The following is a 19,809-nucleotide window of genomic DNA, read 5'->3' as shown; positions in this document are numbered from 1 at the left end:
GCGAGCCGAAAAGATCACCTCCCCTGACCCAATAAACTAGGCGGCGAGGTATCGTCCGAACATGCCAACGCCCGGTCGGGCTGGCAGCGAGGGTGTCGGCTCAAGCTCGATGATCCCAACAGTCTCCCCGTCCTCAAAGCGCAGTGTCGCGTTGAACTTGCGGGCGAGGCGCTTCATCGCCTGGTTCTGCGGATGGGTAGTGACCAACAGACGCTCGTAGCCGAATGCGCGCGCGCTCTCGATCAGGCGTTCGAACAACAAGCCGCCAAGGCCTCGATGTTGGAGCGCACGTTCAACGCTGAATGCAATCTCGCCGGTTGGGAGCCGGTCCTCAGGACGCTCGTGCAGCTCGGCTGCCCCCAAAACCTGACCGTTCTCGACGTAGCCGATAACGAGTGCGCCATTGTGGAAAGACCGCTCGGCATATGACGACACAAAGCTGTCGCTCGTCGGCCCGTTGAAGCGGTCGCGTCGGCTTAAATCATCCAGACGCAAAAGGTGTTCGCGGAATTGCGGCAGTTCCGAGGGACGCAGCAGCCTGATGGTCCCTGTCAGGGGCTGCGCGACTGATGATAGGCTGCTCATTCCACTATTCCCTGTTGTCCCTCCGCGACGGTTCTCCGCTTACCCTGGATATTGTGCATTGCAACATAAACTTCAAGGCGAGAAGGGATGCGCTGGATGCATGCCTGCCCTGCCGAGGTTTAATCCTGAAAATTTTCCTCACCTTTTGACAATGTTCTAGAACCCTTCTAAATTCGAATAGATGAAGTGGAGATCCTCTCCGACGATTTGAAAGGCTTGCCATGCGGCTGACACGTCAGACCAACTACGCAATCCGCCTGTTGATGTACTGCGCGGCCAACGAGGGCCGGCTGAGCCGCGTCTCCGAGGTCGCCAGCGCTTACAGCGTATCCGAATTGTTCCTTTTCAAGATCTTGCAGCCGCTGGTCGAGGCAAAGATTGTCGAGACGGTTCGCGGCCGCAATGGTGGTGTGCGCCTGGCTCGCCCGGCCAGTGAGATTACCCTATTCGACGTTGTTCGCGTCACCGAGGAAAACTTCGCGATGGCCGAGTGCTTCGAGAATGACGCTGCCGACTGTCCGCTGATCGATTCTTGCGGCCTCAACGCGGCCCTGCGTAAGGCGCTCGGCGCCTTTTTCGAAGTCTTGGAAGGCTATTCCATCGATGACCTCGTCAAGGCGCGACCGTCTATGCGGGACTTGCTCGGCATTCCGGACATGCCACAGATTGCAGGCACTGCCTGAGTCCCCAACGATCCCGATGAACAAAAAAGTGCGCGCGATCCAGCGGTCGCGCGCACTTTTTTAGGCAGATTTCAGGTTCTACTTGTTGAGGATCAGCTTTCCTTGGCGGGTAATCTTGAGGCGATACATCGCGCCGCCATGTTCAATGCCGATCTCATGGGTTCCGCGAAACAGATTGTCACTAGAGACGACGCGTGCGACCGACTGGACAGGACGTTGCACGAATTTTGGGCCACCTTCGATTGCAATTGAACGACGGAAGGACGGATGATTCGACGGAGTGAAGCTGTTCACGGGACCGCGCCTTTCTTGCCGGTTGCTCGTATCGGCGGCATGCCGCCACCTGATTATTACCTGAGTGATTTATCAGGTTTAAGCCGATTCGCAATACATGAGTGGATCGCTCATGTATAATTCGTCAGGACGATCCCTTGGAAGTCAGACAGGAGGTAGCCATGTACTTCGCCATGAACCGCTTCAGGGTCCGCATCGAAGCGGAACAGGAATTTGAAACGGTCTGGAAAACGCGCGATTCGCGACTGCACGAAACACCGGGTTTTCGTGACTTTCACCTCCTTCGGGGCAAACAAAATGAGACCGGAGGCTTTACGCTCTATGTGTCCCACTCTGTCTGGGAGAGCGAAGCTCACTTTGTCGACTGGATGCGGTCGCAGAATTTTCGGCAGTCCCATCGCCAGGCGGGCGATCAGAAATCGCTCTATCTGGAACCGCCTGTTTATGAAGGCTTTTCGATTGTGGAAGGGGCATGAGCCCCTCCCTGTTATTCCGCTGCAGCTAGGAGGCTTGCATTTCCACCGGCTGCCGTCGTGTCGACGCAGACAGCTCGCTCAACCGCGTACGCGGATGGCTCAATGGGTTGTGTCACCAGCCGGATAATCGGGCCATCTCGTTCAGCAAGTACCTTTCGCACTGCTCGCAGCTCTTCCGCATCTGCGACCAGCGCGACCAGGTCGACGTCCAGCGTGGCAAGATGCTCGTCTGCGGCCATCCCGTCCAAAGCCTCAAGCGGCAGCCCCTTGCCCAACAATGGCTCGAGGGCCTTGTGGGCGCCCGGAGCGACCGCCAGCACCGAATTGCCTACCGCCAACGCCTGAATCACCTGCGCAAGAAGCGCGTCAGCATCTGTCCCAAGGCAAAGCACCCGCCCCCGAGGCGCAAGGCGAAGCATATTGCTCTCCCCCGTCGGGCCCGGAAGATCGATTGGACCTACATCCAGCGCTGCCGCCGCGGTCATTGCCTCTGTCGCCTTCCCTCTGAGGTGTTTGCGCAAAATGGCAATTCGGTCATGTCGCTCCTCCCACCCCTGTTGAGATGCGACCCGGAGATGATCCTGCAGCATACGCAGGCTTACGGGTAAACCTTGTGTGCGCGGCGTGTCAGCCTTTGCAGGGCGTTTGCGAAACCTGTTCAGATAGTGAGGCCCACCCGCCTTCGGCCCGGTGCCCGATAGCCCCTCGCCCCCGAACGGTTGTGATTCCACAACAGCGCCGATCTGGTTACGGTTGACGTATATGTTTCCCGCCTCAACGCCATCAACGATCCGCTGCACGCGTTCATCAATCCGCGTATGCAACCCGAATGTCAGCCCATAGCCCTTCGCATTTATATCTTTGATGACATCGTCGAGATCCTCTGCGTCGAAGGTCGCGACGTGAAGGATTGGGCCAAACATTTCGCGGTCCATCTCCGCGATGCCGTCGACACGGAAGATGTGCGGCGGAACAAATCTGCCGTCCTTGTTCGTCTCAAGTTTCGCGATCAGGCGCCCGGCGGCCTCTTGCTGGCGACAATAGGCAAGGAGATCATTGCGTGCCTGATCATCGATCACCGGACCGACATCAGTAGCCACATCCCATGGATCTCCAAGCGTCAGCGTGCTCATCGCCCCCTTCAGCATGTCGAGCACTTTGACCTCGACATCTTTTTGCACGTAAAGGACCCGAAGAGCCGAACAGCGCTGGCCCGCGCTCTGGAAGGCGGATGCGACCACATCCCGGACCGCCTGCTCAGGCAGCGCGGTCGAATCGACCAGCATCGCATTCAGTCCGCCCGTCTCGGCAATGAGCATCGCATCTGGAGCAGCGGTATTTGCGAGCTGGCGCTCGATGATCCGCGCGACCTCGGTGGAACCGGTGAAACAAACGCCAGCAATTCTTGGATCAGCGGTCAGCGGTGCGCCAACAGATGGGCCGTCACCAGGAAGCAGCTGAAGCACATCGTGTGGGACGCCCCCCTCCTGCATCAATGCCACCGCGCGAGCCGCAATCAGCGGTGTCTGCTCGGCGGGTTTAGCCACAACCGCGTTGCCCGTAACAAGCGCGGCTGCAACCTGGCCAGTGAAGATTGCCAGCGGAAAATTCCAAGGAGAGATGCAGGCAATAACCCCACGGGCAATTGTACCGGGTTTTTCCTGCAATGCCCGGTTGGCGTAATAGCGAAGGAAGTCGACTGCCTCGCGCAATTCTGCGACTGCATCGCCGAGGGTTTTACCGGCCTCCCGCGTGCACAGAGCCAGGAGTTCAGCTGTATTTTCTTCGTAAAGATCAGCGGCCCTACGCAAGGCGGTCGCCCGCTCCGACACCGGCAGCCGCTCCCAAGCGGGCTGCGCCGCAAGGGCGACATCGACGGCCCTCTCAACTGCCACCGCGTCAGCCTCGTAACACTCGCCAACAACCTCATCCGGAATTGCCGGGTTTACGATCTCGCGGCGAACGTTGCCCTCTCCAGCACTCCAACGGTAGGGGGCTGCGAAAGCCCGCTGCCCTGCCTGAATTTGCTCCAACGTCCGTGCATCATTGAGGTCATAGCCCGCTGCACCAAGCCGTTCGGAACCGAAAATGTCGCGCGGACGCGCTATCGCAAGATTGGCTGCGGGGCCATCCTTGTGCGCCTCGAAGGGGTCCGCCGCGATCGTCTCGGGTTCAACGGACTTGTCCACAATCTGATGGACGAAGGACGAATTTGCGCCGTTTTCAAGAAGCCTTCGAACGAGGTAGGCAAGCAGGTCCGAATGCGCTCCTACGGGCGCATAAATCCGGCAGCGCGTGTTCTCTGCTCGCCGCACCTCATCATGAAGAGCCTCACCCATCCCATGCAGTCGTTGGAATTCGAAAGACTTTTCGTCTTCGGCCATCTCGAGGATGGCTGCGACGGTATGCGCATTATGGGTCGCGAACTGCGGGTAAATCCGGTTGGTCATGCCAAGCAGCTTCCGCGCATTGGCGATGTACGAGATGTCAGTGTTTCGCTTGCGCGTGAATACGGGATAGCCTGAAAGACCTAGCACCTGGGCGCGCTTGATCTCGGTGTCCCAATACGCGCCCTTCACCAGTCGGACCATGATCTTTCGGTCCAGCGTCTGGGCGAGCGCGTAGAGCCAATCGATTACATAGCCAGCCCGCGTTCCATAAGCCTGCACAACCACACCAAAGCCATCCCAGCCATTGAGCCCTGGATCCGACAAAACACGCTCTATGACTTCCAACGAAAGGTCGAGACGATCTGCCTCCTCGGCATCCACGTTCAGCCCTATCCCGGCGTTACGAGCCGCGAGCGCGAGCGAAAGGAGCCTTTCGGCCAGAACGGGCAGTGTTTTTTCCGCTTGAATTGCCTCGTAGCGCGGATGAAGTGCCGACAACTTCACCGAGATGCCGTGATTTTCGGCGATCTCTTTCGAGGTCGCCGTCGCCGCAAGAGTTGCAATCGCGTCAGCATACGCTTCGTGATACCGCAGGGCATCAGCTTCGGTGCGGGCCGCCTCACCCAACATGTCAAAGGAATAGGTGTATCCCTTCCGAGAGAACTCCCGTCCGCGCTTGATGGCTTCATCAATCGTCCGGCCCAGAACGAACTGCTCTCCCATCTCCCGCATGGCTGCCGACACAGCGCGCCTGATTACGGGCTCGCCGAGGCGGCGGACCATTCCCCGCAACGTGCCTTCAATGCCGCCCTGGCCTTCCTCCAGCACCTTGCCTGTGAGCATGAGAGCCCAGGTAGAAGCGTTGACGAAGATGGAAGCCGATGAACCAGACCGCGCTGACCAATCGTGCGGTGCGATCTTGTCGCGGATCAGATCGTCAACGGTCTCTGCATCCGGCACGCGCAGCAGTGCTTCGGCCAGACACATCAACGCGACTCCCTCACGGGTGGAAAGTCCGTATTCCGCCAGGAACACTTCCATCAGCTCAGGCTTGGACGCGCCTCGCACCGCGCGGACGAGATCAGCCCCGCGCCGGGATATCGAGCGACGCTGGTCGGCCGATAACCGCGCCTCCCCGATCAGACGTTCAACGGCGCCCGCTTCGTCTGGAAGGTAATTTTCACGGATGATGTGACGGATCTTCTCGAGAGACGACATTGGCAACTCCTGACGTTGCTAAGACGAACTACTAGCACTCTATCATCTCGCAGGCGGCCGATCCGCCCAATCCGTTCGACTCTATAGCCCGTTCGACCTATAACATGTTCACGCTTTGAACATAACGAACCACACGCAGCCATGTCAGAAGACCAACTGGACCGCATAGATCGAAATATCCTGGCGGCGCTCGCTGCAGACGGGCGCCTATCCGCGTCCGAGCTCGGCGCAAAAGTCGGCCTGTCAAAAACGCCCGTGCAGGCCCGCGTCAAAAAACTCGAGCGCGAAGGGTTCATCCGCGGCTACTCTGCGATCATCGACCTCGAGCGTATGGGCGAAGGTCACGTCGCATTTGTGCAGGTAAAGCTATCGGACACGCGCTCGACAGCGCTCGATGCATTTAACCGTGCAGTACTGGCCATAGCGGAGGTTGAGCAATGCCACATGATCGCGGCGAGCTTTGACTATATTCTAAAGGTGCGGACAAAAGACATCGCCGCATATAGGCGGGTGCTGGGCGAACGCATTTCCGCACTGCCGCACGTGGCACAGACCTCAACCTACGTCGCCATGGAAACGGTCAAGGACCGATAACTCACTCCAGCGTCTTCAAAAAAGCGATAAGGGCTGCACGACCGCGATCGGTAAATGTGATCGGCGCAATTTCGCTGGTACCAGTGCTGGCGGCAGGCGCGTCGGAATAGTGCTGGATGACTTCTTCAAGCGTCTGGAGTTGACCAGCATGCATGTACGGTGCGCGACTTGCGACACCGCGCAACGACGGGGTCTTGAAAGCACCCTTCATCGCAGCCTCATCCCGAACCATAAACCGAAGCGCGTGGCATTCCTCTGCCTGTGCATCGCTATAAGGCCCGAGGCAATTAAAGGGATCGCCGACGACGGACTCAAGAACCGCTGACCTGCCAGGATCCGCAGGCGCCTCATCTCGCCTCGGCACGCCGGTATTATGAAAAAAGTCGTCGGTGAACCTCGGCCCATTATGGCATTCGATGCAACCCGCCTTGCCGATGAAGAGCTTTAACCCCTCTATCTCCAAGGAATTGAACGAGTTACGGTCGTCAGCTTCCACTGCGTCTGAGATAATCGCAGCGTACCGATCGAACCTTGTCGCCTCAAGGCTGATCGTTCTCTGAAAGGCCGCTAGCGACTTGCCTACATTGGCAAAGACCCGGTTGATCTGGTCCTGTTCCGCTTCACCGCGCGTGTGGTTCTGATCCCTTTCCAATAATGTAAGCTGAGGTAGATCGGGCTGCCCGCCCACCTCAGGCAGCGCGCCAAACACCGCCTCATATTCGGTGCGGTAAACCTCCGCTATAAGTTGCGCGACGCCCGCACGGCTGAAGCCATGTTCGCGCGGATCTTCCAGCGGCACCAAAGCCTGTGCCCACTGGCTGTCCTTCGCACCGTCCCACATGAACCAGTCACCATGCGCGGCGCCAGCGAGCGGCATAGTTCGACGCGTGCTCGTACCTATGCCCTTCCCCAGTGGCTCATCGTCCTGAAACTGCCGCTCCGGATCATGGCAACTCGCACATGAAATCAAACCATTAGCCGAGAGTCTTGCATCGACGAATAACCTAGCACCAAACGCCGCCGCTGCCGGATCATCTGCAAAACGGTTGCTTTGGTCGGGCTCAAGCGACCCAAGCTCTGAAAGTCGAAGCTGGGCGATTATTTTTTTCTCGTCGTCCGAAAATGGCTCGCTAGAACAGGCCGACAAGGCGGCGAGAGCAATCAGGCACGAAACAAGATGAAGACGGATCATCGAAGATCACTGTCAGAGCATGAGATTGAAAGTGACGCTGTCGCTGCCCACGTCGCTTTCGATTTGGAACGTAAGTTCCCACCAGCCGCCCATGTTGAAGCGTACACCCTCAACCAGGTACCGCCCATCGCCCAGCTCTCGCGAAACCTGCGGCTCGGTCGGCAAGCCATGACCATGATCCGGCATCCCGCCATCAACCTCAATGGTGACTCCCGCAGCCGGAGTGCTGTCGGCGCTTGCCAGCGTCAGGACCCAATTGTGCACTGGCCCCACTGAAACAGGCTCCGTTTCTGGCTCGATGGAAGCGAGATACGTGCCGTTAACGGACGTTTTGGATCTGGCCAGATCAAGTTCCGCCGGTGGGGGCGTCAACATCCGTGTACCGATTAACGCGGCGATGATGACGCAGACAGCAACCACGCCAACCAAGACAAACTTCTTCATGACAGCTCTCCCCAATCGCGCAGAACCCCTTGCCAGTTTTTGAATGCGGTGTAGACACGCAGCGGACTACACAAGGATTGATCGAATGAACGGTACCGCGTCTATCGGCGAATGTATGCTGGAACTATCAGGCACCGGCACTGGCGACTGGAAACTCAATCACGCCGGTGACACGTTCAACGTGAACTGGGCCCTACGCGCCTTGCTTCCGGCCGATAAACCTACCGACTATGTCAGCGCATTCGGCGATGATCCCTTTTCGACGCAACAACTCGACTTCTTCGCCGCCAGCAATATCGGGACTGCCGCAAGCCCGCGCATTCCCGGTGCCCGCCCGGGCCTCTATGCCATTACACTTACCGGAGCTGAGCGTTCCTTTACATACTGGCGTGGGGATTCAGCTGCACGTCGCCTTGCCGACGATCTCGACCTCCTAAGCAAAAGCCTTCAAAATAAAGAGCTTATCTACTTTTCCGGAATCACTTTGGCAATTCTGGAAGACCCGGCTCGGGCCAATCTTTTTGAGGCTATCCGCACCGCGAGGAAAGCCGGCAGCCTTATCGCGTTTGACCCCAACTACCGGCCACGTCTTTGGACCTCGGAAGAGCAGGCACAACGGGCAATCGCCGAGGCAGTGAGACTTTCCGATATTGCACTGCCGACGTTTCCGGACGAGCAAGCACTTTTCGGAGACGAGAATCCCGAAGCTACGGCTGAGCGCCTTGCTGCGCTGGGGCTCAACGAGATCGTTGTTAAGAACGGCGAAGAGCCCGCGCTTGTCATAGCAGACGGCAGGAAAGAATTGCTCCCAGCGCTGCATGTAGCGTCTCCAGTCGACACGACGGGTGCCGGCGATTCCTTCAACGGCGGTTATCTCGCAGCCCGAATTCTCGGGAAAACACCTTTCGAAGCCGCACTTTGCGGCCATCGCGTTGCAGCTACGGTCGTACAGGTACGCGGCGCTCTGGCGCCATTCGAGGCCTTGCAGAAGGCTTTCGCAGGCTGATCAATCCTCGTCGGGCGAGCGAAACCGGTACTCCGTGACTTGCCGATAGACCTCGCCCGGACGAAGGATCGCTTGAGGAAAGTACGGACGGTTTGGCGAATCTGGCCAGACCTGAGGTTCAAGACAGAACCCTGCATGGGTCCTGTACTGCCGCCCCTCAAGGCCGCGTGTTTGAAAACCGGGAAACTGGCCGCTGTAGAATTGCAGGCCGGGTTCCGTGGACCACACTTGCATCTCGACCCCTGACGCGGCTCCCTGAACCCACGCCATCTGCCGCAGGGGTCCACGCGCGGCGCCGAAGCAGAAATTGTGGTCGTAGCTGGCGTGGACCGTATCGCCAAGGCGAATGGGTCGCGGCATCATAAAGTCGAAATCCGTTCCAGCAACCGGCAGCACCTCGCCTGTCGGGATGCAATCTTGATCAACTGGCATATAGGCCAGCGCATCAATTTTCAGGCGATGATCCAACGCATGGCCGGCCCCGCCATCGTCCAGATTGAAATAGGAGTGGTGGGCAAGGTTGACCAGTGTCGTCCGGTCCGTGGTTGCGGACATCTCGATCGACAGCCTGCCCCTCTCCTCAAGGGAGAACGTGCAGTCGATCTTTACCGTCCCGGGAAACCCCATCGCGCCGGAAGGATCTGCGACAGTCAGGGTGAGAAAATCCGGTCCGAAATCCGCAATTTGCCAGAGTCGCCGGTCGAGACCATTACTACCGCCATGCAGGGTATTGATGCTGTCGTTCCGGTCGGTCTGGTAAATCTCACCATCCAATCGGAAGGCCCCGCCAGCAATGCGGTTGGCATAGCGCCCGACCGTAGCGCCGATGTAAAACTTCTGGGCGACATAATCTTCAAGGCGCTCGAAACCAAGCACCAATGGTGCCGCGTGCCCAGCCAGGCGCAGATCCTGCAGCACAGCGCCATATGTGAGAAAGCGGGCTGACAGCCCGCCTCCTTCTATCGTGATCCGCTCGACTTTTTCGCCATTGGCCGTGGTGCCGAACGTCTCCCGGTGCATCTTAGAGCCCTAGGCCGCCGATGCAGACGTACTTGGTGTCAAGGTAATCATCGATGCCCTGGTGACCGCCCTCGCGGCCAAGGCCTGATTCCTTGACTCCGCCAAACGGTGCTTCAGGCGTCGTGATGAGGCCTTCATTTACACCGACCATTCCATATTTGAGCCCTTCCATGACCCGGAAAGCGCGACCGAGGTCGCTGGTGTAGAAGTAGCAAGCGAGGCCAAATTCCGTGTCATTCGCCAGCGCTACGGCCTCTTCCTCCGTCTCGAACTTGAAGACCGGAGCCACAGGACCGAAGATCTCTTCCTTCATGAACTTCATTGAAGGCTGCGCGTCGGCGATGACGGTGGGCTGGAAGAATGACCCGCCAAGCTCGTGACGGCTTCCGCCCGCGACGACCTTGCCGCCCTTGGACGTGGCATCGGCGATCAACTCTTCCACCTTTTCCACCGCACGTTCATCGATGAGGGGCCCTTGCTGAACACCGTCCTCCACGCCAGGACCAACCTTGAGTTGGTTGGAAGCCTCGGCCAGCTTGGCTACGAACTGGTCGTAGATACCCGCCTGAACGAAGAAGCGGTTGGTGCACACGCAGGTCTGTCCGGAGTTGCGGTATTTGGCCATCATCGCGCCTTCGACAGCACGGTCCAGATCGGCATCGTCGAAGACGATGAACGGCGCGTTGCCTCCAAGCTCCATCGATACCTTCTTTACGGTAGAAGCCGACTTCGCGATCAAAAGCTTTCCGACCTCCGTGGAGCCGGTGAAGGTGATCTTCTTGATGATCGGGTTTTCGCAAAGCTCATCGCCGATTTCACCAGCTGAACCGGTCACGATATTGACCACGCCGTTCGGGATCCCGACTTCTTCGCACAGAGCACCCCAGGCGAGGCCGGAATACGGAGTTTGCGAGGCAGGCTTTACGACTGCTGTGCATCCCGCAGCGATCGCCGGGGCGATTTTGCGCGCCAGCATCGAGGACGGGAAGTTCCACGGGGTGATAGCACCAATGACGCCGACGGGCTCACGCGTCACCATGATCCGGCGATCTGCCCAAGGGCTGGGCACGACATCACCATAAGCGCGACGTGCTTCCTCCGCAAACCAAAGCACATAGGCGGCCGACGAGCCGACCTCACCCTTGGCTTCTGTGAGTGACTTGCCCTGCTCCAGCGTCAGCAATTCAGCCAGCGCATCCTGATTGTCCAGGATGGCATCGTGGAGTTTCCGGAGGAGCTTCGACCTCTCAAGCGCGGAGGTCTTTTTGAACGTCTGAAATGCGCGGTCGGCAGCTTCAATTGCGCGACGCGTTTCGGCACGGCCCGCCTTGGGCACTGTGCCCAATTTAAGCCCTGTAGCCGGGTTGATGACATCAATGGTTGCGCCCGAATCGGCTTGCACCCACTCGCCATCGATCAGATTTGCCTGGCGCATGAAGTGGCTTGTTTTTTGAAGCATAGCTTCCTCCTGTCATCGGGCGCATGACACCCGGCTATGTATCGCGATGGAGCGTACAATAGGACGCGAACGCAACAAGCCAAGCAGGTTCGTCAGAAAACTGCTTGTGCCACAGCCAACCAAAAAATCGTGGTGGCAACCGCTCCAACCGTAGAAATCGTCATCGTGTTCGAAGCCAGCATCTGCCCCGCGCCGAACCGGGACGCGATCAGATACGGGTTTACTCCAGTTGGCATGGCAGCCACGATCACCACCACCTGCGCGGTTACCGGAGGCAGTCCTGCGAGCCACGCTGTCCCCAGCGCCAGCGCAGGCATGGCGATCAACTTCAGCGCAGCCGTCGCGAGGGCCGGCTTCACGTTCCCTCCCACACCGTATTTGCGCAGCCCCATCCCCATCCCGAACAGGGCTATTGTTCCTGCGATTCCGGCGAAAGCATCGACAAACCTCGTTCCGAGCGAAGGCAGAGGTAGCCCGCTTGCACGCCACGCAATTCCGCACAAAATTCCAATGATCAGCGGATTCGACAGCAATTTGCGAAAAAACTCTCTGGCGATCCCAGCCGCGGAAATGCTGGCCACGTCTCCGCCCCGCGCCCATTCGAACGTGATGATCGACGCCGCGAGCATGATTGGCAGATGAATCGAGATTAGCAGGGAAAGAACATCAAGGCCCGCCTGGCCATACACGTTGGTAAGAAGCGGAAATCCGAGCAATAGCATGTTCGAGAAAGACGATGCGATGCCGCCAACGACGCCTACGGGACGCTCTCTGCCAAAGAAGCGGGTGATCGTCAGATGACCCATGATCCAGATAATCGGGATCACCGAAAAATAGGCGCCCCAGATCGCCCAGGGCATTGCGCCCTTCAAATCGATACTGATCATGGTGCGGAATAGAAGGGCCGGCAAAGCGACCGCGACCGCGAACTCCGTCAGCGCATCGCCCGTTGTCAGTCGCAACAGACCAGTCCAGCCTGCAATATACCCCAGCGCGACGATGCCAAAGACGAACGCGATTATCTCAGCCAGTTCTAACATAAACCGCGCCTACCCCAGCCTTCTTTGCGCAGCAAGAATGCAATCAGCGTCGTTGCGCCGAGCGAGCTTGCCTTTCGCTCTCTGTTTGCGTCCCTATATGTACCTCTAAACAGGATCCGGGATGCGACTTTCAGCAATAATTTCCATTACACTATTTGTCTTAACCGCAATCCCAGCCGCCGCAACGGAGGCGGGTTGGGCGCTGCTTCGCAATGGCGGGCAGGTCGTTCTTCTTGTTCACGCCAACGCACCAGGCACGGGTGAACCCGCCAATTTCGAGATCGGCAATTGCCGTACGCAACGCAATTTGTCCGAACGCGGACGCCAACAGGCACGCAAGATCGGGGCGCTGATCGCTGCCCGATCAGAGCCGGTCGAACAGATATATTCCAGCCGGTACTGCCGGGCCTTGGATACCGTTCAACTCGCATTCGGTACGGGGGAGATTATCGAACTTGCCGCCCTGGATCCCCTCGGGACAGATCCAGAAGCAGATGAAGCTGCACATGACGAAGTTCTAAAACTGATTCGAGAATATTCAGGTTCAGGCAATCTCCTTCTTGTGACGCATCGGGAAAACGTGACGGCGTGGACGGGGATCAAGCCTCGCGAGGCCGAGGCGATCATAGTCGTGCCTGACGGCGATACGCTTAGATCCACAGGCCGAATTGTCTTCAACTAGCGGCTGCGGGGCCATTTACTAACTCGAACCAGCGGGGGGCAGGACGGCAATTTTCCCCCCTCGCCCTTTCCCTGCCATACAAAACGGATTAGACAGCCGCGATACAATTTTGTTCAGCCCCGGTTGTCAGAGGGAACTACAGTGACATCGACATTCGACAAGGTCGCCGACATCATCGCGGAAACCAGCGAGATTGATCGCGATACGATCACGCCGAAGAGCCACACGATTGACGATCTGGGCATCGACAGCCTGGACTTCCTCGACATCGTCTTCGCGATCGACAAAGACTTCGGAATCAAGATCCCGCTCGAGAAGTGGACGCAGGAAGTGAATGACGGAAAGGCCTCGACCGAGGAGTATTTCGTCATGGAGAACCTCTGCGCCAAGATCGACGAGCTGGTCGCAGCGAAGAACGCCTAAGAAGCAATACGGCGAAAGAGTTCGGCATGAGTGAGCGCGACGTCGTCATCACCGGCATCGGGTTGGTTTCGTCCCTTGGCGAAGGGGCAGATAACCATTGGCAGGTACTTTCGGCTCCGGGGCACGCGCCTCGGATCGACGCCGAGCGCTTTGCGCCCTACACCATTCATCCTCTGCCCCCTATCGATTGGGGGCAGCAAATTCCGAAGCGTGGTGACCAGCGGCAGATGGAGACCTGGCAGCGGCTGGGCACCTATACGGCTGGACTGGCCCTCGATGACGCCGGGATGAAGGGTGATGAAGCTCTTTGCGCGACAATGGACATGATTGTTGCTGCAGGTGGTGGCGAACGCGACGAAACGGTCGACCAGAGCATTCTCGATGCGGGTCGCGCACGTAATGATCGTGACGTTCTCCTCAACGAAAAGCTCACCACCGAACTGCGCCCGACGCTCTTTCTTGCTCAACTCTCGAACCTGCTCGCCGGCAACATCTCCATCGTGCACAAGGTGACCGGCTCCTCCCGCACCTTCATGGGCGAGGAAGGTGCTGGCGTCGCCGCAGTAGAGACAGCGGCCGCGCGTATTCGCTCCGGTCAGTCCACACACGCGCTGGTTGGCGGCGCTTTCCAGACCGAACACCCCGACATGCTGCTGACCTATGAATTGGGCGGCTTCCTCCATCGCAAACGCTGGAAGTCGGTATGGTCGCGCGCGGCGAATGACGGTGGTGGCATCATTTCCGGCTCTGGCGCCGCGTTCCTGATTCTGGAATCCCGCGCTCATGCCGAGGCCCGTGGTGCAAAGATCTACGCAGTCATCCAGGACGTCGCGTCAGGCCGTGCCCGTCGCGCCGAAGGAAATCTGGATCAGGCTATTTCCGGCCTGCTAAGAAATTTCAAGCTGCCGGATGGAAAGCTGATGGCAATCTCGGGCGCATCCGGTGCCCACACGGCTACGGGAGCGGAGCGACGCGCTCTCCAGGCAGCCGGTGACTTTGCCCTGCGCGGTTTTTCTTCGCTTACCGGGCATATGCGCGAGGCGCAGTTCCCCTTTGCGGTGGCCTTGGCTGCGCTTGCCGTAAAGAACGGTGCGCCCTACCCCGCCTTCGACAGCGAGAACGAGCCCACGCTTGAAGACGCGCCAAAAGCTTCGTTGGCAACAGCCATCGGTTACCATCGTTTCGAGGGAGCCGCCCTCATCGTTGCGGCTCAGGAGACGGCGCGATGACCAAGACAACTGACCATTTCGGGCGCCCGATCGTCGCCATCACCGGCATCGGCGTCGTCACCTCGCTCGGCCAGGGCGTCGAAGACAATTGGTCCGCCCTGACAGCCGGTCGCTCCGGGATCCATCCGATCACACGCTTTCCGACCGATCACCTCAACACCACGATCTGCGGCACGGTCGACTTCTTGCCATCAAGCGACAAGGGCGCCAGCGCCCTGACTTACGAACTGGCGGAACTCTCAGCTCTCGAGGCCGTCTCCAGATCTGGTCTTTCTACTGATAACTTTGGCGGCCCTCTGTTTCTGGCTTCTCCTCCGGTAGAGCTTGACTGGCGCGACCGCTTCTCCCTTTACAACAACGCGGACCTCAATCTACCTGCATACGAGCGCCTGCTCGCGGTCGCACGTGACGTCCTGCGGAACGAAACCTTCGAGAGCACGCAGTTCGGTGCCATCGCTGACCGCCTTTCCGATCGCTTCGGGACGCGCGGCATGCCGATCACGCTTTCGACTGCTTGCGCATCCGGCGCCACAGCAATCCAGCTGGGTGTCGAGGCTATCCGCCGAGGTGAAGCCGATCGCGCGCTTTCAATTGGAGCCGATGGCTCGGCAACCGCTGAAGCGCTGATCCGCTTTGCGCTCCTCTCGGCACTCTCGACGCAGAACGAACATCCTGAGAAGGCTTCCAAGCCATTCTCCAAAGATCGGGATGGCTTTGTGCTGGCGGAAGGTTCCGCTGCGCTCGTTCTCGAATCTCTGGAGAGCGCGCTTGCCCGCGGAGCAAAGGTTCTCGCGATCATGGCAGGCTGCGGCGAAAAGGCCGACGACTTCCATCGCACACGCTCCAAGCCGGACGCGTCGCCGGCGATCGCCACCATCAATGCGGCCCTGTCCGACGCTGGCATGTCAGCTGACGAGATCGACTACATCAACGCTCACGGCACTTCCACACCGGAAAATGACAAGATGGAGCATCTGTCTTTGTCGACCGTGTTCGGTGAGCGGATGAAGAAGCTGCCGATCTCTTCCAACAAGTCGATGATCGGGCACACGCTGTCGGCAGCTGGGGCTGTCGAGGCGGTGTTCTCAGTGCTCACCATGATGAATAGCGTTATTCCGCCGACCATCAACTACGACAATCCTGATCCTGCAATCGAGCTCGATGTCGTGCCAAATGTGAAGCGGGAAGCGGATGTTCGCTCGGTTCTGTCGAACTCGTTCGGGTTCGGTGGCCAAAATGCCTGCCTTGTCATGGCCCGCGAACCCGGCTAGGCCCTGACAATCACCCCGGCTGCAGCGTTATCGCCTCGAACCGGCGCCCGAACCCGCTCCAGCCGTTGATTTTCGCACTTCCGGATGCTGTACCATCAGCTGTTGCCGGAGATGCATGAGGACGAAAAACATGCGCGCATTGCAACTCGTTGAGGACCGGCGTCTCGAAGCCGTCGATCTGCCCCCACCGCCGCCGCCATCTCGCGGCGAGGTAACGGTCCGGATCAAGGCTGTCGCCTTGAACCATATCGACGTCTGGGGCTGGCGCGGCATGGCATTCGCCAAGCGCAAAATGCCGCTCGTCGTCGGAGCAGAGGCGTCGGGGGTTGTGGAGACAGTCGGCGATGGCGTCTCCAACCTCCTGCCCGGTCAGCTTGTCTCGATCTACGGTGCGCGCACCTGTGGCCATTGCCGCGCCTGCCGCGAGAAGCGTGACAATCTTTGCGAGCACGTTGGTGGCGTTCACGGTTTTCACCTCGACGGCTTCGCGCAGGAACTGGTCAATTTGCCTGCCCGCCTTCTTGTTGTTGCGCCTCCCGGCGTGGATGAGATCGGTGCCGCTGTTGCTCCGGTGACATTCGGAACCGTCGAACACATGCTTTTCGACAACGCCAAGCTACAGCCTGGAGAGACAATTCTGGTTCACGCTGGTGGCTCCGGTATCGGATCTGCGGCGATCCAGCTTGCAAAGCGGATGGGTTGCACCGTTATCACGACCGTCGGCTCGAATGAAAAGATCGAGAAGGCCAAGGCCCTTGGCGCAGACCACGTCATCAACTACCGTGAAGACCGATTTGAAGGCGTCGTGCGCAAACTCACCAAGAAAAAGGGTGTCGACGTCGTCTTCGAGCACGTCGGTGCAGACACTTGGGCCGGGTCCATGCTGTCGCTCAAGCGTGGCGGCCGGTTGGTCACTTGCGGATCGACTTCCGGCGTTTCGACTCAAATCAATTTGATGCAGCTCTTCCAACAGCAATTGAAGTTGCTGGGTTCATTTGGCTGCCGGATGGAAAACATGGCTGACGCGATGCAGAAAATGGCATCCGGTATTGTGAAGCCGGTCATCGATACCGAAGTCACGTTTGATGATATCGGCCTCGCGCTCGAGCGCATGGAAGGCCGGGACGTATTCGGCAAGATCATCCTGCGGGTCGCCTGATGTCGGGCGGCCTTGCGCCGCTCCTGCGGCCCACCATTGCACGGACATTGCGCGCGGTTAAAACCACCAAATACTGGCTGGTCGCACAACTCGCACGCGGAGTTCTCTATACGCTTCGGCTGCTCCCGGCAGAAAAGGCACTCTCCTTCGCCGAGCGAGCTGCGCGCTGGATCGGCCCGAAGACGAAGCGCCACCAGATCACGCTCGACAACATCCGGCAGGCCTACCCGGAAAAGACAGAGGCGGAAGTCGAGGAACTGGCGCTCGACATGTGGGGCCATATGGCCCGCTTGTTCGGCGAATACATCTTCATCGATCAGCTCTTTGATTATGTCCCGGGCTCCGACAAGCCAGGGCGCGTCGAGGTGATCGGCGACGAAATCTTCCTGCGCATCCGTGAACAAAGCGATCGTCCGCACATCGTCTTTACGGCGCATATGGGAAATTTCGAGCTTCTGCCCATTGCAGCGGCTGCATACGACCTGCCGATCTCGGTCCTGTTTCGTGCGCCGAACAATCCCTTTATCGCAAAATATTTGTTTGCTACGCGCGCCACGCATATGGGTGACATGGTTGCGTCCCGTGCTGGCGCTGCGTTTACCCTGGCCCGTGTCCTCGAGCGAGATGGCAATATCGGCGCGCTGGTCGATCAGAAGTTTTCCCGCGGTGTCCCGACGACGTTTTTCGGGCGCAAGTGCCTGACGAGTCCTCTCATTGGAAAGCTCGCTCGCCAATATGATTGCGATGTCTATCCTGCGCGGTCGGTTCGTTTGCCTGGTAATCGATACCGCTTGGAAGTGCAGGAAAAGCTCGTCCTGCCCCGCAACGAAAAGGGCGTCGTGGACGTGCCCGCGACCACCCAGTTGCTCAACGACATCGTTGAGGGTTGGGTGCGTGAAGATCCCGGCCAGTGGATGTGGTTCCACAAGCGCTGGGAAATCAAATAGCCCTATCGGCCGTAGTAGTTCATCACTGCGTGGCGCGCTTCCGCGAAGAAAAGCCAGCGCTCCACCAGCATGCCAAAGGTGTGTAGAACGACCGCCAGCCCCAGCGCGATCGCTGCCTGCGTGTGCCCCAGCACCGGTGACAGAAACAGAAGCGCAAGCGGAACGAGCCCTCCAGCAATCAGCGCAATGGCAAACAGCTTGTCCGCATGCTTGCGCGCTACGCGATACCCCATTTCGCGGGTCAGATAATTTTCGTTGGTATGAGGGCGCTCGAAGAGGCGCACCGTGCCGATAGCCCCTAGCCCTGTAGCGCTCTCTGGCGTTGAGATCTGTTTCTCCCTGAGACGCAAACGCCAGACAAGCTTCGTCGCCCATGCAGCTGTGAAGAGCACCAGCGACAGCCCGGTCAGAACGACCGCACTCTGCCCTGCGCCCGCAGCGAAGAAGGCGCCAAGCAGGCTCCCGCTTGCACCCGCATATAGCAGGTAGCACGCTGGGGTCAGCTGCGTGTTCCAGGCCTGCACCGCACGGAGCGAGGCGTAGATCATCGAGGTGCAATATACGGTCACGACACAACCTATAGCCCCCAAGAGGCCAACGAGTGGCAGGTGGCGGCCTTCGAACAAGGCGAACCACGCAGAGATGCACAGTGGCACGAACGTTGCCAGCGAGAGCACGCCCTCGCGCGAAAGCCAGCTTGAGCGCCACTGCGTCAGCGCGCGCCACGCGCGTTGCGGGTTGCCGAGGTGGAGCGTCGACGACAACAACCCCGCCGATATGAGCCCTAGCGCGACGATGTGGGCAAACCGCACCCACATCGATGACGGGTCGAGAAAGCCGAGGCCGAGAACCGCTGCGAGCCCGTAGCCCAAACCAGATGCTGTCGTGAAAAAGATGATCGAGTAAGCAGGATGCATGGATCAAAAACGCTCCAGCACGGCATCGACCCATGCGAAGAAGCCCTTCGCTCCGGCGGTGTCGGCAGCAGCCAGCGGTGCGACATCTTCCAGCCGGGTCTTGGGCCGGGGCGGCAGGTACTTGTTGACGGGCAGAGTTTGCTGTTCGGGCATGAGATCGTATCCGCCACGCTCGGCGACCATGATCGAAACAGCCGAGGTCGGATCGGCAAGATCACCGAAATGCCGTGCATTTGTCGGGCATGTTCGGACGCAGGAAGGAACACGATCCTCTTCTTCGAGCGTCTCGTTATAGATCCGGTCGACGCAAAGGGTGCACTTCTTCATTACACCCGCGGAGACGTCCATCTCACGGGCACCATAAGGACATGCCCAGGCACAGAGACCGCAGCCTATGCACATATCCTCGTCTACGAGGACGATCCCATCATCAGCGCGCTTATACGAGGCACCGGTGGGACAAACGGTCACGCAGGGCGCATTTTCGCAATGCAGACATGATTTCGGGAAGTGGACAAGGCGGGCATGGCCCTTCTCGGCAGCGACTTCGCCGCCATCTGGAATAACTTCGAAGGAATGAATCCGGTTCAGGAACGTGCCGGAAACCTCCGCGCCATACGGCTCCTGATCTGACAGGGCAGCACCATAGCCGCCGGTATTCCACTCCTTGCAGGAAACGACGCAGGCGTGGCATCCGACGCAAACATCGAGATCAATCACCAATCCTAGCTTTTTGGGCGTCGGCTGCGATGGCAGGCAGGTCAATAGACATCCCTCCAA

The 19,809-nt window shown here is 58.9% G+C and carries 20 protein-coding genes; 10 read left to right on the top strand and 10 right to left on the bottom strand.

Annotated features, from left to right (window positions below; translation table 11 throughout):
- Positions 1-36 precede the first annotated feature (36 nt).
- Positions 37-585 carry a GNAT family N-acetyltransferase gene (locus IOD40_RS01630; protein WP_198473614.1) on the bottom strand — a complete coding sequence of 183 codons (549 nt, stop codon included), beginning with the start codon at positions 583-585 and terminating at the stop codon, positions 37-39.
- 221 nt (positions 586-806) lie between these two features.
- On the opposite strand from IOD40_RS01630, the gene rirA reads away from it, so the two are divergent.
- Positions 807-1,268: an iron-responsive transcriptional regulator RirA gene (gene rirA, locus IOD40_RS01625; protein ID WP_198473612.1), complete on the top strand. Its 462-nt coding sequence runs from the start codon at positions 807-809 to the stop codon at positions 1,266-1,268.
- Positions 1,269-1,346: 78 nt separating this feature from the next.
- Here the strand turns inward: rirA and hemP are convergent, their stop codons facing one another.
- Complete coding sequence (gene hemP / locus IOD40_RS19815) at positions 1,347-1,517, bottom strand: hemin uptake protein HemP (protein ID WP_198474223.1); 171 nt, start codon at positions 1,515-1,517, stop codon at positions 1,347-1,349.
- A 206-nt stretch (positions 1,518-1,723) separates the two neighbouring features.
- Here hemP and IOD40_RS01615 point away from each other — a divergent pair, with 206 nt between their 5' ends.
- Positions 1,724-2,038, top strand: coding sequence for an antibiotic biosynthesis monooxygenase family protein (locus tag IOD40_RS01615; RefSeq protein WP_198473610.1), 315 nt, complete (start codon positions 1,724-1,726; stop codon positions 2,036-2,038).
- 11 nt (positions 2,039-2,049) lie between these two features.
- Here the strand turns inward: IOD40_RS01615 and putA are convergent, their stop codons facing one another.
- On the bottom strand, positions 2,050-5,646 hold the full coding sequence (putA, locus tag IOD40_RS01610) for a bifunctional proline dehydrogenase/L-glutamate gamma-semialdehyde dehydrogenase PutA (protein ID WP_198473608.1): 3,597 nt from the start codon (positions 5,644-5,646) through the stop codon (positions 2,050-2,052).
- Between the two features lie 141 nt (positions 5,647-5,787).
- Here putA and IOD40_RS01605 point away from each other — a divergent pair, with 141 nt between their 5' ends.
- The gene (locus IOD40_RS01605; RefSeq protein WP_198473606.1) at positions 5,788-6,240 is read left to right on the top strand and encodes an Lrp/AsnC family transcriptional regulator; all 453 of its coding nucleotides are present in this window, start codon (positions 5,788-5,790) and stop codon (positions 6,238-6,240) included.
- Between the two features lies 1 nt (position 6,241).
- Here IOD40_RS01605 and IOD40_RS01600 read toward each other — a convergent pair whose 3' ends face one another.
- Entirely contained in the window at positions 6,242-7,432 is a 1,191-nt protein-coding gene (locus IOD40_RS01600; RefSeq protein ID WP_198473604.1) for a cytochrome-c peroxidase, read from the bottom strand.
- 12 nt (positions 7,433-7,444) lie between these two features.
- The gene (locus tag IOD40_RS01595) at positions 7,445-7,876 is read right to left on the bottom strand and encodes a FixH family protein (RefSeq protein ID WP_198473602.1); all 432 of its coding nucleotides are present in this window, start codon (positions 7,874-7,876) and stop codon (positions 7,445-7,447) included.
- A gap of 85 nt (positions 7,877-7,961) precedes the next feature.
- On the opposite strand from IOD40_RS01595, the gene IOD40_RS01590 reads away from it, so the two are divergent.
- Complete coding sequence (locus tag IOD40_RS01590) at positions 7,962-8,882, top strand: sugar kinase (protein ID WP_198473600.1); 921 nt, start codon at positions 7,962-7,964, stop codon at positions 8,880-8,882.
- On the opposite strand, the gene IOD40_RS01585 is transcribed toward IOD40_RS01590, so the two are convergent.
- The 3 genes from IOD40_RS01585 to IOD40_RS01575 all read right to left on the bottom strand — a co-directional run bounded on the left by IOD40_RS01585 (position 8,883) and on the right by IOD40_RS01575 (position 12,401).
- Positions 8,883-9,902, bottom strand: coding sequence for an aldose epimerase family protein (locus IOD40_RS01585; protein WP_198473598.1), 1,020 nt, complete (start codon positions 9,900-9,902; stop codon positions 8,883-8,885).
- Position 9,903: 1 nt separating this feature from the next.
- Entirely contained in the window at positions 9,904-11,361 is a 1,458-nt protein-coding gene (locus IOD40_RS01580; RefSeq protein WP_198473596.1) for an NAD-dependent succinate-semialdehyde dehydrogenase, read from the bottom strand.
- Positions 11,362-11,453: 92 nt separating this feature from the next.
- Positions 11,454-12,401: an AEC family transporter gene (locus IOD40_RS01575; protein WP_198473594.1), complete on the bottom strand. Its 948-nt coding sequence runs from the start codon at positions 12,399-12,401 to the stop codon at positions 11,454-11,456.
- A 121-nt stretch (positions 12,402-12,522) separates the two neighbouring features.
- On the opposite strand from IOD40_RS01575, the gene IOD40_RS01570 reads away from it, so the two are divergent.
- The 6 genes from IOD40_RS01570 (at position 12,523) to IOD40_RS01545 (ending at position 18,112) form a co-directional block, all read left to right on the top strand.
- Positions 12,523-13,083 (top strand): histidine phosphatase family protein, encoded by a 561-nt coding sequence (locus tag IOD40_RS01570; RefSeq protein WP_198473592.1) that lies wholly within the window; start codon positions 12,523-12,525, stop codon positions 13,081-13,083.
- Between the two features lie 141 nt (positions 13,084-13,224).
- A complete protein-coding gene (locus IOD40_RS01565) occupies positions 13,225-13,506 on the top strand; it encodes an acyl carrier protein (protein WP_198473590.1) in 282 nt (93 codons plus the stop codon).
- A gap of 26 nt (positions 13,507-13,532) precedes the next feature.
- Positions 13,533-14,735, top strand: coding sequence for a beta-ketoacyl-ACP synthase (locus IOD40_RS01560; RefSeq protein WP_198473588.1), 1,203 nt, complete (start codon positions 13,533-13,535; stop codon positions 14,733-14,735).
- Positions 14,732-16,006, top strand: coding sequence for a beta-ketoacyl-ACP synthase (locus IOD40_RS01555; protein ID WP_198473586.1), 1,275 nt, complete (start codon positions 14,732-14,734; stop codon positions 16,004-16,006). Before IOD40_RS01560 ends, IOD40_RS01555 begins: the two co-directional genes overlap by 4 nt.
- 130 nt (positions 16,007-16,136) lie before the next feature.
- Entirely contained in the window at positions 16,137-17,165 is a 1,029-nt protein-coding gene (locus IOD40_RS01550; protein WP_198474221.1) for a zinc-binding dehydrogenase, read from the top strand.
- The gene (locus tag IOD40_RS01545; protein ID WP_198473584.1) at positions 17,165-18,112 is read left to right on the top strand and encodes a lipid A biosynthesis lauroyl acyltransferase; all 948 of its coding nucleotides are present in this window, start codon (positions 17,165-17,167) and stop codon (positions 18,110-18,112) included. The genes IOD40_RS01550 and IOD40_RS01545 overlap by 1 nt, the downstream gene beginning before the upstream one ends.
- A gap of 2 nt (positions 18,113-18,114) precedes the next feature.
- Here the strand turns inward: IOD40_RS01545 and IOD40_RS01540 are convergent, their stop codons facing one another.
- Both IOD40_RS01540 and IOD40_RS01535 read right to left on the bottom strand, forming a co-directional pair.
- On the bottom strand, positions 18,115-19,029 hold the full coding sequence (locus tag IOD40_RS01540; protein WP_198473582.1) for a dimethyl sulfoxide reductase anchor subunit family protein: 915 nt from the start codon (positions 19,027-19,029) through the stop codon (positions 18,115-18,117).
- Positions 19,030-19,032: 3 nt separating this feature from the next.
- Positions 19,033-19,794 (bottom strand): 4Fe-4S dicluster domain-containing protein, encoded by a 762-nt coding sequence (locus IOD40_RS01535; protein ID WP_198473580.1) that lies wholly within the window; start codon positions 19,792-19,794, stop codon positions 19,033-19,035.
- Positions 19,795-19,809 lie beyond the last annotated feature (15 nt).

This window comes from Aquamicrobium zhengzhouense (assembly GCF_016124105.1).
GTDB lineage: Bacteria > Pseudomonadota > Alphaproteobacteria > Rhizobiales > Rhizobiaceae > Aerobium > Aerobium zhengzhouense.
This window is presented reverse-complemented; position numbering and strand designations above follow the sequence as displayed.